This window comes from Paenibacillus sp. PAMC21692, from assembly GCF_014303795.1.
In the GTDB taxonomy this organism is placed as follows: domain Bacteria; phylum Bacillota; class Bacilli; order Paenibacillales; family Paenibacillaceae; genus Pristimantibacillus; species Pristimantibacillus agaridevorans.
The window spans coordinates 4,307,136-4,322,900 of the sequence record NZ_CP060293.1 but is presented as its reverse complement, the minus strand read 5'-3'; the positions used below and the strand labels follow the sequence as shown (position 1 = coordinate 4,322,900).

General features: G+C 53.7%; 14 protein-coding genes and 2 pseudogenes. 7 read left to right on the top strand and 9 right to left on the bottom strand.

From position 1 onward, the window contains the following. Positions 1 to 16: 16 nt before the first annotated feature. Together H7F31_RS16925 and H7F31_RS16920 are read left to right on the top strand one after the other, a co-directional pair. Positions 17 to 892 (top strand): deoxyribonuclease IV, encoded by an 876-nt coding sequence (locus tag H7F31_RS16925; RefSeq protein ID WP_187099733.1) that lies wholly within the window; start codon positions 17 to 19, stop codon positions 890 to 892. A gap of 109 nt (positions 893 to 1,001) precedes the next feature. Next, on the top strand, positions 1,002 to 1,910 hold the full coding sequence (locus H7F31_RS16920; protein WP_187099732.1) for an aldo/keto reductase: 909 nt from the start codon (positions 1,002 to 1,004) through the stop codon (positions 1,908 to 1,910). Positions 1,911 to 1,999: 89 nt separating this feature from the next. Here H7F31_RS16920 and H7F31_RS16915 read toward each other — a convergent pair whose 3' ends face one another. Continuing rightward, the gene (locus H7F31_RS16915) at positions 2,000 to 2,347 is read right to left on the bottom strand and encodes an ArsR/SmtB family transcription factor (protein ID WP_187099731.1); all 348 of its coding nucleotides are present in this window, start codon (positions 2,345 to 2,347) and stop codon (positions 2,000 to 2,002) included. Between the two features lie 114 nt (positions 2,348 to 2,461). On the opposite strand from H7F31_RS16915, the gene H7F31_RS16910 reads away from it, so the two are divergent. After that, on the top strand, positions 2,462 to 3,841 hold the full coding sequence (locus H7F31_RS16910) for an MFS transporter (protein WP_261800021.1): 1,380 nt from the start codon (positions 2,462 to 2,464) through the stop codon (positions 3,839 to 3,841). 367 nt (positions 3,842 to 4,208) lie between these two features. Here H7F31_RS16910 and H7F31_RS16905 read toward each other — a convergent pair whose 3' ends face one another. The 5 genes from H7F31_RS16905 to uxuA all read right to left on the bottom strand — a co-directional run bounded on the left by H7F31_RS16905 (position 4,209) and on the right by uxuA (position 10,646). Further along, the gene (locus tag H7F31_RS16905; RefSeq protein ID WP_187099730.1) at positions 4,209 to 5,567 is read right to left on the bottom strand and encodes a glucose-6-phosphate isomerase; all 1,359 of its coding nucleotides are present in this window, start codon (positions 5,565 to 5,567) and stop codon (positions 4,209 to 4,211) included. A 168-nt stretch (positions 5,568 to 5,735) separates the two neighbouring features. Next, positions 5,736 to 6,401 carry a fructose-6-phosphate aldolase gene (gene fsa, locus H7F31_RS16900; protein WP_187099729.1) on the bottom strand — a complete coding sequence of 222 codons (666 nt, stop codon included), beginning with the start codon at positions 6,399 to 6,401 and terminating at the stop codon, positions 5,736 to 5,738. A gap of 79 nt (positions 6,402 to 6,480) precedes the next feature. Further along, positions 6,481 to 8,463: a transketolase gene (tkt, locus tag H7F31_RS16895; RefSeq protein ID WP_187105399.1), complete on the bottom strand. Its 1,983-nt coding sequence runs from the start codon at positions 8,461 to 8,463 to the stop codon at positions 6,481 to 6,483. Positions 8,464 to 8,704: 241 nt separating this feature from the next. Further along, the gene (locus H7F31_RS16890; protein WP_397372488.1) at positions 8,705 to 9,565 is read right to left on the bottom strand and encodes an SDR family oxidoreductase; all 861 of its coding nucleotides are present in this window, start codon (positions 9,563 to 9,565) and stop codon (positions 8,705 to 8,707) included. Beyond that, on the bottom strand, positions 9,555 to 10,646 hold the full coding sequence (gene uxuA / locus H7F31_RS16885; RefSeq protein WP_187099728.1) for a mannonate dehydratase: 1,092 nt from the start codon (positions 10,644 to 10,646) through the stop codon (positions 9,555 to 9,557). The genes H7F31_RS16890 and uxuA overlap by 11 nt, the downstream gene beginning before the upstream one ends. Before the next feature lie 119 nt (positions 10,647 to 10,765). Between uxuA and H7F31_RS16880 the strand changes: the two genes are divergently transcribed. The 4 genes and pseudogenes from H7F31_RS16880 to tnpC form a co-directional block, all read left to right on the top strand. Beyond that, positions 10,766 to 11,644, top strand: coding sequence for a LysR family transcriptional regulator (locus H7F31_RS16880; RefSeq protein ID WP_087571073.1), 879 nt, complete (start codon positions 10,766 to 10,768; stop codon positions 11,642 to 11,644). Positions 11,645 to 11,745: 101 nt separating this feature from the next. Next, positions 11,746 to 12,057 (top strand): DUF6444 domain-containing protein, encoded by a 312-nt coding sequence (locus tag H7F31_RS16875; protein WP_187099727.1) that lies wholly within the window; start codon positions 11,746 to 11,748, stop codon positions 12,055 to 12,057. Between the two features lie 15 nt (positions 12,058 to 12,072). Further along, positions 12,073 to 12,459, top strand: a pseudogene (locus H7F31_RS34595) (hypothetical protein); the annotation flags it as partial. Continuing rightward, positions 12,356 to 13,195: pseudogene (tnpC, locus tag H7F31_RS16865) on the top strand (IS66 family transposase); the annotation flags it as partial. The pseudogenes H7F31_RS34595 and tnpC, both read left to right, overlap by 104 nt. A 119-nt stretch (positions 13,196 to 13,314) precedes the next feature. Here tnpC and H7F31_RS16860 read toward each other — a convergent pair. The 3 genes from H7F31_RS16860 to H7F31_RS16850 all read right to left on the bottom strand — a co-directional run bounded on the left by H7F31_RS16860 (position 13,315) and on the right by H7F31_RS16850 (position 15,690). Continuing rightward, a complete protein-coding gene (locus H7F31_RS16860) occupies positions 13,315 to 13,785 on the bottom strand; it encodes a DUF2798 domain-containing protein (RefSeq protein ID WP_187099724.1) in 471 nt (156 codons plus the stop codon). A 150-nt stretch (positions 13,786 to 13,935) separates the two neighbouring features. Next, positions 13,936 to 14,784 (bottom strand): carbohydrate ABC transporter permease, encoded by an 849-nt coding sequence (locus tag H7F31_RS16855; RefSeq protein ID WP_187099723.1) that lies wholly within the window; start codon positions 14,782 to 14,784, stop codon positions 13,936 to 13,938. Positions 14,785 to 14,808: 24 nt separating this feature from the next. Beyond that, positions 14,809 to 15,690: a carbohydrate ABC transporter permease gene (locus H7F31_RS16850; protein WP_187099722.1), complete on the bottom strand. Its 882-nt coding sequence runs from the start codon at positions 15,688 to 15,690 to the stop codon at positions 14,809 to 14,811. Positions 15,691 to 15,765: the final 75 nt, after the last annotated feature.

Here is a 15,765-nt window from a genome sequence, read left to right as displayed (position 1 = left end):
GGGAGGCTGGTCGTGGATGGAGCCGTTAATCGGATCTCATGTATCCATGTCCGGCAAGGATATGCTCTTGCGTGCCAGCAGGGAAGCCGCCTCTTACGGCGCGAACACCTTCTTGATTTATACCGGCGCTCCGCACAACACGCTTCGCAAGCCGATCGAGTCGCTCCGGATAAGGGAAGGACATGAGCATATGAAGGAGCATGGCATCTCGAACATCGTCGTTCACGCTCCTTTCATTATAAATCTCGGCAACACGATATCTTCTAAAGTATTCGGGCACGGCACGGAGTTTCTAAGGTCTGAGATCAAAAGGACGGAAGCGCTCGGCTCTTTGCAAATCGTGCTTCATCCCGGTTCTCATGTGGGGGCAGGCAAGGAAGCAGGCATCCGCCGCATTATCGAGGGACTTAACGAGGTTTTGTCGGAGGATGGACGCGTGCAAGTGTCGCTTGAGACCATGGCGGGCAAAGGAAGCGAATGCGGCTCCTCGTTCGAAGAGCTAGCCTCCATTATGGAAGGCGTGCACCGCAACGATCGTCTGTCCGTCTGCATGGACACCTGCCATATACATGATGCGGGATACGATGTCCGGCACGACTTCGACGGGGTGCTGGAGCAATTTCATCGCATAATCGGAATCGAACGGCTTAAGGTTATCCATATCAACGATTCCAAAAATGTCAGGGGCTCGCGCAAGGATCGCCACGAGAATATCGGTCATGGGTGCATTGGACTGGAGGCGCTGCGATACGTGGTTAACCACCCTCAATTAGCAGCTATCCCGAAGCTGCTGGAGACACCTTCCATCGGCGAGCGGAAATATGTCAATCCGCCGTACAAACATGAAATTAGTCTCCTGCGCGGGGAAATCGACGAACCCGTCGCGAGATAAATCGGGTTAACCGCTGTAAAAGTATTCCTGCCCAGGCCGAATCCGGTTACAATAGATACGAACCGCTGACGATGGATCAAGCGGCGGTACCGGAGAGGAGCTGCTAATAATGGACAAGGCGATATTGGGTCGTACGGGGATTGAAGTGACGAAGCTTAGCTATGGAGCAATGGAAATTCGCGGTCCCCGCGTCTGGAGCGGGCGGCCGATTGAAGACTCGGAAGCGGCCCGCGTGCTGGAGGCCGTGCTCGATTCCGGCATCAACCTGATCGACACCTCCTTTGATTATGGACGAAGCGAAGAGCTGATTGGAAGATACCTCGGCCACCGCCGCCATGAATTCGTATTAGCGACCAAATGCGGCTGCAGAGTCGTCGATTGCGGCGACCACGATGAAGTTTCGCACGAGTGGACAAGAGATAATCTGATGCGAAACATCGACACCAGCTTATCCAGATTACGTACAGACTACATTGATATTTTGCAATTGCATGGCCCAACCGTTAAGCAAGCGGAAGACGGCATGCTGGTAGAAGTACTTAATGAGATACAAGCTAGCGGCAAAGTCAGGCACATCGGCGTATCGTCCTACTTGCCCCATCTCCCCGCTTTCGTCGAATGGGGTTCGTTCGATTCGATCCAGCTCCCCTACTCCGCGCTGGAGCGCGAGCACGAGAACTGGATAGACCGGGCTGCGGAGACCGGAGCCGGCATTATCGTTCGCGGAGGCGTAGGACAAGGAGAACCCGGCGTCGGACGCGGTTCCTCGGAGCGCTGGAGCGCTTGGGAGGAAGCCAAGCTGGACGAGCTTCTGGAACATGGCGAACAGCGAACGGGCTTCCTGCTGCGATTTACTTTGTCCCATCCTTCCATGACGACGACGATCGTCGGCACGAAGAACGTCGACCATCTAGCCGACAACGTAAGGTATGCAGCGATGGGCCCGCTTCCGGCCGACGTGTATGACGAAGCGAAGCGGCGACTGGATACGATCGGAAGAACGTCGTTGCCCGCATGACGTAAGCGCCGACATAAATAGTGGAAGGCAACGTGTTTCGTACACCACGCGATCCCTGCTGTTTCACCTCCGCGAACCCTCCCCCATTGTTAATGGGCAGGGTCCGCGGCTCCCCTTGCCTTCTTCTCCCCCGAAGCTTCATATGCCTTCAGCACAGACTCAAGCACCCCAGGAAACCGCTGTTCCAAATCCTCCGACCGCAAGGAAATAAGTCGTTGCGTGCTCACGCTTCTGACTCTGACAACTCCCGCTTCCCTCAACGTGCGTACATGATGCGACAAAGTCGATTTGGCGATGGGCACATCGAATTCGCCGCAGCTTCTTTCATCTGTACAATGAAGCTGAGATACGACCGCAAGTCTCAGAGGATCGCTTAACGCATATAAAACGGATGACAAATCTATATCTTCACGATCAGGGTGGAATAACACCTTCACTTGGGTATCCTCCTTCATATCGACTAGGATTGATGATTGCAGTATATCATATGATATGCTATTATCCTATTGTTCGATAATATTCGAAATAACGAACTTAAGGTGGGGATCCCCTTGAACAAAGCATCATCCATTACTACGAATAAACCCCTTGCGGAAACTCCCGCCGTAAAAGAAGGACTCGTCATCGGCTTGCTTGGCATAACGATCGTTCTTGTCATCATGAATACGATGATGTTCAACCTGGCTTTGCCCGACGTTGCCGAAGCGTACGCGTTATCCCCCTCCTCGACATCCTGGATCGTCACGGGGTATTCCATCGTATTCGCGATATCGTCCATAACTTACAGCAGGCTGGCCGATTTCGTTCCGATCCGCAGATTATTTGTGATTGGCATAATCTCGCTCAGCTTCGCCGCTATCGCGGGAATGTTCAGCAACAGCTTCCTGATGCTGCTTGCCGTTCGCATCGTGCAAGCTTCCGGAGCGGGAGCGATCCCTTCCTTATCGCTCGTATTCATCTCGAGATACATTCCTGTCGAGCGCCGCGGCAAAGCGATGGCGCTTATTATGTCCTCCGTGTCGCTTGGACTTGGACTTGGCCCCGTTGTTGGCGGCGCGGTAGTGGAATTTATGGGCTGGCATTTCCTCTTCGCGCTGACGGCGTTAACCGTTCTGCTCCTTCCCTTATTCTCGCTCTACTTGCCCAAAGAAAACATGAAGGAGGGCTCATTCGACGGGCTAGGAGCGCTGCTGATCGGCGTCGGAACGACCGGATTGCTGCTGTTCCTGACGGGCGGCTCGTGGTTCGCATTGGCTGCCGGCGTGTTGTCGCTGGTATTGTTCACCATACGCATCCGGACGGCGAGGGAGCCGTTTGTCCTTCCTTCGCTCTTCCGCAACCGCCCCTACCTCATCTTAGGCGCGGTTGGCATTGCCGGATACTTATGCAGCTTTTCTACCTTATTCCTTATGCCGCAAATATTAGTGAAACAATACGAGCTCAGCGCTATCGAAGCCGGTCTGATTATTTTCCCCGGCTCGATTCTGGCGATGCTCGTCTCCAGACGCGTCGGTCAATACATTGACACGAAAGGCAACAGCTCTATCATTCGATACGTTCCGTTGTTCCTGCTGGCTTCCGTCGTGCTGTTCGCATTGTTTGAAGGCATCTCCTTCTGGGCGCTGCTGTTCATCTACATCTTGCTAAGCATAAGCTTTACGATCTTGCAGAGCAGCGTTTCCAACGAGCTATCGCGTATTCTGGAACCTGCACAGATCGGGTCCGGTCTCGGCTTGTACCAGTTGCTGCAGTTTTTCAGCGGCGCCTTCGGGGTAGCTATGTCGGCTGCAGCATTATCCTGGCAAGAGCAGCTCTCGCTTACTCATGCTTACAGCAACATCTATTGGGGACTGTCCACGATCGTTCTTCTCGCTATACTCTGCTCGTTCCTGTACACGAAGAGCAGCGGTCGTGCCTTGCATGTACGCTAATCATCAAGCGGAATCACATTTCGGATGATCTAAGAGGAAACCTCCCTCTAATCCAATGAACTTGGTCCGTTTCAGCAAAATAAAGGGGAATCCACCCACTAATTCATGAAATTTCGGCAATACCCGCAAATTCATCGATAATTAATGGGCATTTCCCACTAAAGATAAAGAAACAACGAATGGCATAAAATTAAATCGACTATTTCCACTTATTTTTGTCTCCGTTGAACACTTTGCATATTTTGTAGCTGGGACCACGGCAGCCTCGTATCAATAACGTTATTATTTTGCATTTAAATTCAACGAAAAAAGCCCAATGAGCCGCCATTTGGCGGTTCATTGGACTTTTTTATCGTTTTGAGCGGAATTACGCGTGAACGCGATCTTTTTCTGTGGCAAGTCGAGCTTCCAGCTCGGCTTTTTGCGCCTCGAAGCCTGGTTTGCCAAGAAGCGCGAACATGTTCGTCTTGTAAGCTTCTACGCCCGGCTGGTCGAATGGATTAACGCCCAGCAAGTGGCCGCTGATGCCGCAAGCCTTCTCGAAGAAGTAGACCATCTCGCCGTATGTGTATTCGTTCAGCTCGTCCAGCTCCACGACGAGGTTCGGCACACCGCCGTCCACATGCGCAAGCCGGGTTCCGTCGGCTGCTTTCCGGTTGACCTCGTCCATGGTCATGCCGGCGAGGAAGTTGAGTCCGTCGAGATTGCCGGAATCCGCTTCAATCGTCCATTCCACTCGCGGCTTCTTAACGGACAGCACCGTCTCGATCAGATCGCGGCGGCCCTCCTGCACGTATTGGCCCATGGAATGCAGATCGGTCGTGAAGTCGACGGAAGCCGGATATAAGCCCTTCCCGTCCTTGCCTTCGCTTTCGCCGAACAGCTGCTTCCACCATTCCGCCACGTAATGCAACGACGGCTCGAAGTTTGCCAGCAGCTCAATGCTTTTGCCTTTGCGGTACAAAGCATTGCGCACGGCGGCATACTGGTAGGCCTCGTTCTCCGCCAGGTTCGGATTGCCGTATTTCTTCGCGGCCGCAGCGGCGCCTTCCATCATCTTGTCGATGTCGAGGCCGGCGACGGCGATCGGCAGCAGTCCTACGGCAGTCAGCACGGAATAACGTCCGCCGACATCGTCCGGAATGACGAACGTCTCGTAGCCTTCTTCGTCGGCCAGCTTCTTAAGCGCTCCCTTGGAAGCGTCGGTCGTCGCGAATATGCGGCTCCGCGCCTCTTCCTTGCCGTATTTCTTCTCCAGATAATCGCGCAAAATCCGGAACGCGATTGCCGGCTCCGTTGTCGTGCCCGACTTGGAGATAACGTTGACGGAGACATCCTTGCCCTCTAGCAGCTCCAACAAGTGGGACATGTAAGTGGAGCTGATATTTTGACCGGCAAAATAAACCTGCGTATTCCCCGCCATCTGATTGTGAAACGTATGGGACAGCGACTCGATTGCGGATCTGGCACCCAAGTATGAGCCGCCGATGCCGATGACGACAAGCGCTTGGGAATTTCCGCGGATGCGCTCCGCGGCAGCCTTGATCCGGGCGAATTCTTGAAGGTCGTAGCTGTTCGGGAGATCCACCCAGCCCAGATAATCGGAGCCGGGTCCTTGACCCTTGTGCAGCATATCATGGGCGGCTCCCACGAACGGCGCGAAATAATCGACCTCATGCTGGCCAATGAACGATAGCGCGCTGGAATAATCAAAACGTATAGCCATATTGTCTATTCCCTCCTATACCAATCGTCTTCTCTATAAAGAAAGCTGCGTTTCTTACCACATAAGAAAGTATAAGTTTTCGGTCTTCGAAAACGGCTTTTTTATTGGCGATAAAACCTACCTTTAAACGCGGTCGCTCATCGTCGAGAGGCCTCGATAGAGGTTTTCTTATGCGAGTACAGTCTTCCAGTCAGCCGCAAACTTCGCGAGTCCTTGGTCCGTAAGCGGATGCTTGGAGATTTGCTCGATAACGGAGAACGGAATCGTCGCGATATGAGCGCCTGCCATGGCAACGCGCGTCACATGATCGGGATGACGGACGGAGGCCGCGATGATTTGAGCATCCAGGTTGTGAATGCGGAACAGCTCGGCTACCTTTACGATCAATTGCACGCCATCTTCGGAAATATCGTCGAGACGTCCCAGGAACGGCGACACGTAGGTTGCGCCAGCGCGAGCTGCCAGCAAAGCCTGGTTAACGGTAAAGATCAGCGTAACGTTTGTTTTAACGCCTTTGTCCGCCAGATAGCGGCATGCTTCGAGGCCGGCAAGCGTCATCGGGAGTTTGATCGTAATGTTAGGATCGTTGTCGTTGATCTTGATCAGCTCGTTCGCTTGCGCAATCATCTCTTCCGCCGTCTCGGCGTCCGGCGTTACTTCAGCGGATACGGATTCTACGCCCGGCACCTCGCGCAAAATTTCCGCGATGCGGTCCTCGAACTTTACGCCTTCTTTCGCCACGAGCGAAGGGTTTGTCGTTACGCCGGACAAAACGCCGACTTTGTACGCTTTTTTGATTTGCTCCACATTAGCCGTATCGATAAAAAATTTCATTGTTGTTGCCTCCCCTAAATGGTTTTTTGGTTAGTTATGTCAATAGTAGCGTATACTATAACTTCGTGTTTAACAACTTCTACAAAAGCTCTTTGGCCACGCGCACGACGTTATCGGTCGAGAACCCGAAATAGGCAAGCACTTCGCCGCCAGGGCCGGAAGCGCCAAACGTATCGATGGAGACGACCTTGCCCGCCGGACCCGTAAAGCGGTCCCAGCCAAGCGATATGCCGGCTTCGATCGCCACGCGCTTGGTCACCGAGCTTGGAAGCACGCTTTCCTTATACTCCTGCGGCGCGCGGTCGAACAACTCGCGGCTTGGCATCGCCACGACGCGGACGGATACATTTTCCTGCTCGAGAGCCGCCTTGGCGCTTGCCGCAAGGGATACTTCGGAGCCCGTGGCAATCAAAATGATGTCCGGCTGATCGTTGGTTTGAGACAGCACATAGCCGCCTTTCGCCACGTTTTCGATGTTGCCTTTCGTCTCTTCGAAGATAGGCAGGTTTTGACGGCTCAGAATAAGCGCGACAGGACCGTCATTCTGCACTAGTGAGTATGCCCAAGCGCTAGCCGTTTCGTTCGCATCGGATGGACGAATGACCGTCAGACCAGGAATGGTGCGCAGTGCCGCCAGATGCTCGACAGGCTCGTGAGTCGGGCCGTCTTCGCCTACGGCGATGGAATCATGCGTGAATACGTACGTCACAGGCAGCTTCTGCAGCGCCGCCAGACGAATGGAAGGACGCAGGTAATCGCTGAAAACGAAAAACGTGCTGACGAACGGTTTCACGCCGCCATGCAGCGCCATGCCGTTGCCGGCAGCGCCCATCGCGTGCTCCCGAACGCCGAAGTAGACGTTTCGTCCCGCGTAAGAATCAACCGCGAATTTGCCTTCGCCTTTAATGTCCGTCATCGTCGAGTGGGACAGGTCGGCGCTTCCTCCGAAGATGGAAGGAACCAGCTTCACGTAGTGGTTGATCGCTTCGCCGCTTGCCACGCGAGTCGAGATCGACTTGGATGTATCGAACGTCAGAATGTCGGAAGCATCGATCAGCGCCTTGCCTTCGATGGCTAGCGCCAGCTCTTGACCCAGCTCCGGATATTGGCTGCCGTAACTAGAGACAAGCTCGTTCCATTCCGCTTCCGCCGCTGCGCCTTGCTCCTTCAATGCCGCGAAATGCGCCTTCACTTCCTCCGGTACATAGAAGTCTTCCTCATACTCCCAGCCATATACCTTCTTGGTTGCTTTCGCTTCTTCCATGCCGAGCGGGTTGCCGTGCGCCTTGTTCGTGCCGGCGACTTTGCTGCCGTACCCGATTACCGTGCGAACCTCGATCAACGATGGTTTGCCCGCGCTCTTGGCCGATTCGATCGCGCCGGCGATGGCTTCGATATCATTGCCGTCTTCGACCCGGATGTAATGCCAGTGAGCGGATTCCGCGCGTTTCTGAATGCCTTCCCCGAAGGAAAGCGCCAGCTCTCCGTCAAGCGAGATATCATTCGAATCATACAACACGATTAATTTGTCCAGCTTCATGTGGCCAGCCATCGACATCGCCTCGTAGGAGATTCCCTCCATCAGGCAGCCGTCGCCGACAAGCGCATACGTATAGTGTTCAACGACCGGGAAACCATCCTTGTTGAACTTGGCAGCCAGATGCGCTTCCGCCATCGCCATGCCTACCGCCATCGCGACGCCTTGTCCCAGCGGCCCCGTCGTAGCGTCAACGCCGTCCGTATGGCCGAATTCGGGATGGCCCGGCGTCAAGCTGTTCAGCTTGCGGAAGCCTTTCACGTCGTCGAGCGATACCCCGTAACCGGTCAGATGCAACAAGCTGTACAACAGCGCCGATCCGTGGCCGGCGGACAACACGAAGCGGTCGCGGTTGAACCACTTCGAGTGGCCCGGATTATGCTTAAGCTTCTGAGCCCACAGCGCGTACGCCATCGGCGCCGCTCCCATCGGCAGGCCCGGGTGTCCGGAATTCGCCGCGTTGATCGCGTCGATGGACAGCGTACGGATCGTGTCGATTGCCAGTTGTTCAATCGTTTTTGTTATCGTCATATTTTGTTCGTACTTCCTTTCCTTGAGAGGCTGTTCCCTCGCTTTAAATAAATCTTGCCAATCGATTTCGTAATTCCACTATAATACGTTTCCTCGCCATACAAGTAATTGATATATTTCACAGTAGCCATACATATGATCTATAGCTAAATGAAAGCTTCATATCCGGTTTCCGTTCTCGCCAAATACCCCTGCCGCGAATAAACGCGTGCAGAGGTTATTCGAACAAAATCGGCTATACGCCTGAATACGCCATAAATCCCCCGTCTACCGGTATGGTCGTTCCGGTAACGAAGCCCGATGTCGTATCGTCGACGAGCCATAGCAGCACGCCAAGCAGATCCTCCGGCTTGCCGAAGCGGCGCATCGGGGTATGGGCAATGATCTTGCCGGAGCGAGGCGTCAAGGAGCCGTCCTCCTGCACGAGCAGCTTGCGATTTTGCTCTGTCAGGAAAAAACCGGGCGCGATCGCATTGACGCGAATGCCCGCTTCCGCCATATGGACGGCCAGCCATTGCGTAAAATTGTCGACAGCCGCTTTGGCCGCGCTGTAGGCCGGCACCTTCGTCATCGGAGACGGCGCGCTCATGGACGAAATATTGATAATAACCGGACTTGGACGGTCCAGCATCTGCTCCGCGAACACCTGGGACGGGATCAGCGTGCCCACGAAATTGAGATCGAGCACGTTCCTGAAGGCCGGAATGCTAAGATCGAAGAAGCTCGTTACGCCTTCGGCCGTACGATCCTCCGGCGCATAAGTCTCGTTTGTCGTATTCGCGCTGTGATGATTGCCTCCCGCGCCATTAATGAGAATGTCGCAGGGACCCAGCTTTTCCAGGACGACCCGTCCTGCTTCCCGCACGCTGTCGATATCCGTCACGTCGCAAACGACGCCGATTGCGATTCCGCCGTTAACGGCAATCTCATTTACGACAGCTTCGTTTTTCTCCGCCGTCCGGCCAAAGATGGCAACTTTAGCTCCTTGCCTGGCAAGCTCGATCGCCATCGCTCTGCACAAAACGCCCGCGCTTCCCGTAACAACTGCAACTTTGCCGTGTAACGATTCGTGAATGGGCTGCAATTTAATCGTCATGTCCTCTGTCTCCCCCCGTGCTCTTCGCATATTGGTAGCCGTCCCATAACCCTAATAGATGCATAATGCCCAATGCCCTGTCATACAAGCCGTACCCCGGCCTGCATGATTCGTCCCAGATTTGACGCCCATGATCGGGACGGACGTATCCCGTGTATCCGATATCATGATACGCCTTGACGATGCCCGCGATATCGACGGATCCGTCCGAGGTCCGATGCGAGCTCTCGACGAAGTCGCCATTGCCGAAACGGCGAACGTTGCGAATATGCGCGAACGGAATTCGATCTCTGAATTCATGAATCATGGAGATGATATCGTTGTCGGGATTGGCGCCAAGCGATCCGCTGCACAGCGTAATGCCGTTGGAGGGATGATCGTACAGCTTCAGCAGTTTGCGCAAATTGGCCTGCGAGGTCATCAGCCTCGGCAGCCCGAAGACGGGCCATGGCGGATCATCGGGATGAATGGCCATCCGGATGCCATTCTCCGCCGCAATAGGAACAACCGCCTCCAGGAAGTAAGCCAAATTCCCCCATAGCCGTTCTTCCGAGACGTCTTGATAAGACCGAATCAATCCCTCCATATGGAGCAAACGCTCCGGCTCCCAGCCCGGCATGGTAAACGCCGGATTGGCGTTGATCGTGGCCGCCAGCTGCCGCGGATCAACTCCTTCAATCACGGACTTCCCGTAAAACATCGCCGTCGAGCCGTCCTCCATTCGCCAGTGCAGATCCGTCCTCAGCCAGTCAAAGACCGGCATGAAATTATAGCAGATCACCTTTACGCCAACCTGTCCCAGCTTACGAACGGTGTTGATATACCGTTCGATGTAGATATCGCGCGAAGGCAGTCCCCGCTTGATATCCTCATGAACATTTACGCTCTCGACCACGTCGATGTGCAGCCCTTCCTTCTCCGCGAGCGACTTCATCTCCAGAATGCGGTCCATCGGCCATTCTTCCCCCGCCGCCAGATCATGAAGCGACCAGACGACGCCGTCCGTGCCTGGTATTTGTTTAATATAACGAAGAGGGACCGTATCATTGCCCTCTCCGAACCAGCGGAATGTCATGCGCATATTTTAATCCCTCAGCTTCCTGTTAATCTGCAATTGAATCGCATGAACCATTCCGATATAATGCTAGTAACCTTTATAAATATGGTGAATACAAGTCACGGGAGCCATCGTCCATGTCTATATCGAACAACCACGAGTTGTATAAAGTATTCTACTGGGCAGCGAAAACCGGCAGCCTGTCGAAGGCCGCAGCCGCATTATATTTGACCCAGCCCAGCGTCAGCCATGCGGTAAAGCAGCTGGAGGATCGGTTCGGCATGGCCTTGTTCTACCGGACCTCCAAGGGCGTAACGCTAACCCAGGAAGGCTCCATCCTATATTCGTACATCGAGCAATCCCAAATTCTGATCACTTTGGCCGAAGAGAAAATGGCCGCGCTCAAAAATCTCGACAGCGGCGAGCTCCGCGTAGGCGGCAGCGATTCGTTGTTCAAACATTATTTGCTGCCGTATCTGGAGGACTTCCATCGTCGCTATCCCGGGATCAAGCTCCATCTCAACCATGGCACGACGCCCGAGGTTATCACGTTCCTGAAGGAAGGCCGCATCGATCTTGGCGTCGTGCGCATGCCGATCGGCGACTCTCAGCTGGAGGTGCGCGAGAGCATCAGGCTTCAGGATTGCTTCGTAGCAGGCGCCGGTTATTCGGAGCTGAAGGATCAAGTGATGTCGCTGGAGCAGCTGCTTCAGCATCCCATCATTCTGTTTTCGCGCAACAGCCGGGCCCGGATGACGATTAACGAGTTGTTCCAGCATTATGGCTATACCATTAAACCCGAAATCGAGGTCGGCAGCGTTGACCTGCTTATCGAGTTCGCTCGCAAGGGGCTTGGCATCTCTTATGTCACCAAGGAATTTGTCGCCAATGAGCTGCAGGAAGGATCCCTCTTCGAGATCAAGCTCGACGTGCAGCTCCCGCCGACCCATGTCGGTCTAATGACCATGCGCAATATGCCGTTGTCCCGCTCCGCACAACAGTTCATCGATATGGTTCATTGACGCTTCCCCTATCATCTTATCCGAATAAATAGCTGTAATGTCCTTCTCTCTTGTGTGAAAAATAACGTTCTATTGCGGTTCCGTACGAGAAAAAAGGTTAAATGAAACTATCGCCCGAACAAGTGCTCACGATTTGTAAAGGCGATCCGGAAATCGCGGCATTCGTCCAATCGCTCCTAGATATGAACGAAAAACAAGCGGAACGCATCCAACAGTTGGAGACTCGTGTTCATGAGTTGGAGCGTCAAGTCGCTCTGCAGAGTCATAACAGCAGCAATCCTCCCTCCAGCGATGGTCTGCGTAAGCCGACGAGCCTGCGAACGCCAGGTGGGAAAAAAGGAGCGCCAAAAGGACATCCAGGCACGACGCTGCATCTCGTAGCAGATCCCGATCATATCATTGTTTGCGAGTAGACGTTATGTCCCGACTGTTCAGGTTCGTTGGCGGGCGTTGTGAGTGCAGGGATGGAGAAACGTCAAGTGTTCGACCTTCCGTTTCCCCGCATGGAAACGACGGAGTTTCGCGCGGAAAAACGCTACTGTGCCCACTGCCAACGAATGCAGCGCGCCGCGTTCCCCGCACGCGTCACGGCGCCGGTGCAATACGGTAGCGGCCTTGCCGCGTGGACCGTCTATTTGCATGCGTATCACATGCTGCCGCTGGATCGGATCGCCCAACTCGTGAAAGATCTGACGACGTACCGTCCCAGAGGGAACCTTGCTTTCCTTTTTAGAGACCGCTTTCGATGTGCTGGCCCCTGTCGAGCAAACGATCGAGGAACGTTTACTGAAACAAGTCAAGGTGCATGTGGATGAGACGGGCTGCCGCGTAGAGGGAACAACAAAGTGGATGCATGTCATTTCCGATGAAGCGTATACGCGGCTCCATGTGCATGCCAAACGCGGAGGCGTCGCCATCGATGCCATCGGCATCCTGCCCCGTTATACCGGGACAGTCGTCCATGACTGTATGAGCGGGTACTTCAATGAAAGGTATCCCTTTAAGCATGCTCTGTGCAACGCGCATATGCATCGGGAGTGCATCGGAAACGCGGAGTATGATGGCCATAAGTGGGCCCAGCAGATGGCCGACCTGCTAAAAGAGTGTTGGCAGCTCGCGGTCGCCTCCCGTAACAGGCAGATGCCACTTGATCCGGAAGTCATTAACTCCCTGCGAACGCGCTACGGTACAATCCTCGAAGACGGTGAACGCGAATGGACGCAGGACAAAGTGCGAACCGAGACATGCACCAAGGGGCGTGCGATTAAAAGCAAAGCTAGCAATCTGGGAGAACGTCTGTCGCTTCACAAAGAGGCAATTCTCTCGTTTCTTTGGCGTCCCTGCATTCCGTTTTACAACAACCAGGCCGAACGCGATTTGCGTATGGTCAAGTTCAAGCAGAAGGTGTCGGGATCGTTTCGCACAGAGCAGGGGGCGAAGGTCTTTGCTCGCTTGCGGGGCGTGGTCTCCACTTTGATCAAGCAACGCCTTCCCGTTCTTTCTTCGCTATCCCAAGCCTTTCACGGAACTCCCATTTTGCCAGGTACCTAAGTAGTAACGAAAAAAGGAACGGAAGAACGTTTGATCCGTTCTCCCATTCCTTTTTAATTCGTATGACGGACAATGCCGTCCGAAGATGTATTAAACGGCAACCGCACAGGTTCCCTTGCTCATGAGCTCTTTCTTTTGATCGTCCCGAACAAATATCGCACCAGCGGCCCTACGACGAGCAGTTGAAGCGGAAGCGCGAATACGAAGTTGCGCAGCACAAGCTGGAAGTAACCGGGTAGAAACGGCGGACTTGCGGCGAGATCCGCTCCGTGCGACATCAGCCAGCCGAACAGCGACATCAACAGGACCATGCCGGTCACCATCATGCAAGCAAGCGAGATCATAACAGCCGCTTTTTTTGACTTGTTAATCGGCAAAACCCTAAGCGCTTTGTGAGCCAAAGGACCCACGACAAACATTTCCAGCAGTATGGCCACGACGAACGCCGCAGCTAATTGTACGATAATTTCGAGCGCGGACACCGAACCAAGCAAGCCGTGCGTCGCCAGATTGTAGAACGTCATAAACACGACCATTCCAGTACACATCATGAGTCCAAAATACAGTTCTTCTCTTTTTGTTTCAGGCACGTTCCCTCATCCTCTCCCTTTACCTTTGTCATTATAGCGAGGGCATCCCCCTCCGCATAAGTGAACATTCGGTGAACATTTGAAGGAGAGAAGGCACTTCCGCCAATCCGCTATTGAACGTTATCCCCGCAGTTTGTTACGCATCTTCTTTCATCCTTTGACCGCAGAATTGGTTAAACCTTGGATAATGTAACGTTGACCGATAACGAATACCGCGATCATGGGCAAAATGCCTGCCGACGCGGCGGCCATCATGCCGTTGTAGTCGACCGTGTTTTCCAAAATGAAGTTCTGGAGTCCAAGCGGCACCGTATACAAGCTTTCGTCGATCAAGAACACGAGAGCGTTCTCGTAGTCGTTCCAATGCCAGGAGAAATCGATAACGGCAAGCGTCGCAAGCGCGGGCTTCGCAAGCGGCAGGATGAGCTGGAAGAAGATCCGGAGATGCCCTGCCCCGTCGATGAACGCGGACTCCGTAATTTCGTTCGGTATCGAGAGGAAAAACTGGCGGAGCATAAACACCCCGAAAATCGTGAAAAACCCTGGCAGAATAAGCGCCAGATGCGTGTTATAAATGCCCGCCCATTCGAACATGATGAACTTGGGCACGAACAGCACTTGAGGCGGCACCATCATCATGGACAGGTACACCATAAACAGCGGATCACGTCCTTTGAATTGGATCCGGGCGAAGCCATAAGCGGCGAAAGCGGACAGGAACGTCGCGCCGAACATGCCGATGATGGAGATTTTGAGCGAGTTCCAGTAATAGGTGCCGAAGCTTTTGGCGCCCGTCCATACCTTGACGTGATGTTCCCAGGTAGGATCGGCAGGAATCCACTTGATGGGATATTCGAATACTTGAGCCGGCGTCTTGAGCGACGTGCTGATCATCCATAGGAACGGGACGATCATAATGATGGCCAGGAACAGCATAATGACAGTCAGGCCCCAGCGTTTGACCACACTGGACGACAGGTAGTTTTTGGACGTTTCCATCTATGTTGTCTCCCCCTAATGAAGTTAGTAGTGAACCCATCTCTTTTGCCCGATCCATTGGATGAGCGTGATGAGCAAGATGACAACGAACAAAGCCCAGGAGAGCGTCGAAGCATAGCCCATATCGTAGTAACGAAAGGCATTTTGATACACGTACAATGAGAGAATCGTCGTACTGTTGCCGGGACCGCCCTGCGTGATCGCCTGGATAATACCGAATGTCTTGATCGTCATAATGAGACCGGTGATGAGCAGCAGGAACGTCGTCGGACTGACGAGCGGCCATATGATCCTCCACACAATCTGTCCCCGCTTCGCCCCGTCGATCTTGGCGGCTTCCAGCAGCTCCTGCGAAACCTCTTGGAGCGCAGCCAGATAGATGATCATGTTGTAGCCGAGCATGAACCAAATCCAAATGATATCGATCGCAAACATGGAGGAGGTCGTCGTCGACAGCCAGCCCGGCGGATTGTCGATGCCGATGCTGCGAAGAAGGCCGTTGATCGGACCTTGCTTGGGATGGAAAAGCAGCATCCAGACAAACGCGACGGCGACGCCGCTCGTAATGTACGGCATGAAGTACATGCCCCGCAGAAGCTTCTTCAAGTAGATCTTTTGATTGAGCGCCACCGCAACGATGAAGCCAAGCCCGATGGAGACCGGCACGGCTGCCAGGAAGATAACCGTATTTTTAAGCGACAGGTAGAACATGGGGTCCTTCATTAGTCTGGCAATATTATCGAAGCCCACGAAATCGACTTTCGGATTCATGAACTTATAGTTCGTGAACATGAGTCCGAACGAAAACACCGCCGGAATCAGGAAAAACAGCAACACGCCGAGCATGTTGGGCCCGATAAAAAGGTAGCCGAGCATCCGTTGTTTTTTCATCCAGTTATTAGTCATGCGTCTGATCCTCGTTTCATCATGGAATACGTCAAGTTTATCAACCGTTCACCCTGTCGGTAATGAACATATCTA

Excerpts from the sequence above, each read along its gene's own strand:
- H7F31_RS16925 (WP_187099733.1), top strand. The coding sequence starts at position 17 with ATGGAGCCGTTAATCGGATCTCATGTATCCATGTCCGGCAAGGATATG.
- H7F31_RS16920 (WP_187099732.1), top strand. The coding sequence starts at position 1,002 with ATGGACAAGGCGATATTGGGTCGTACGGGGATTGAAGTGACGAAGCTT.
- H7F31_RS16905 (WP_187099730.1), bottom strand. The coding sequence starts at position 5,567 with ATGGCTATACGTTTTGATTATTCCAGCGCGCTATCGTTCATTGGCCAG.
- fsa (WP_187099729.1), bottom strand. The coding sequence starts at position 6,401 with ATGAAATTTTTTATCGATACGGCTAATGTGGAGCAAATCAAAAAAGCG.
- H7F31_RS16890 (WP_397372488.1), bottom strand. The coding sequence starts at position 9,565 with ATGACGATTAAATTGCAGCCCATTCACGAATCGTTACACGGCAAAGTT.
- uxuA (WP_187099728.1), bottom strand. The coding sequence starts at position 10,646 with ATGCGCATGACATTCCGCTGGTTCGGAGAGGGCAATGATACGGTCCCT.
- H7F31_RS16875 (WP_187099727.1), top strand. The coding sequence starts at position 11,746 with ATGAAACTATCGCCCGAACAAGTGCTCACGATTTGTAAAGGCGATCCG.
- H7F31_RS16855 (WP_187099723.1), bottom strand. The coding sequence starts at position 14,784 with ATGGAAACGTCCAAAAACTACCTGTCGTCCAGTGTGGTCAAACGCTGG.
- H7F31_RS16850 (WP_187099722.1), bottom strand. The coding sequence starts at position 15,690 with ATGACTAATAACTGGATGAAAAAACAACGGATGCTCGGCTACCTTTTT.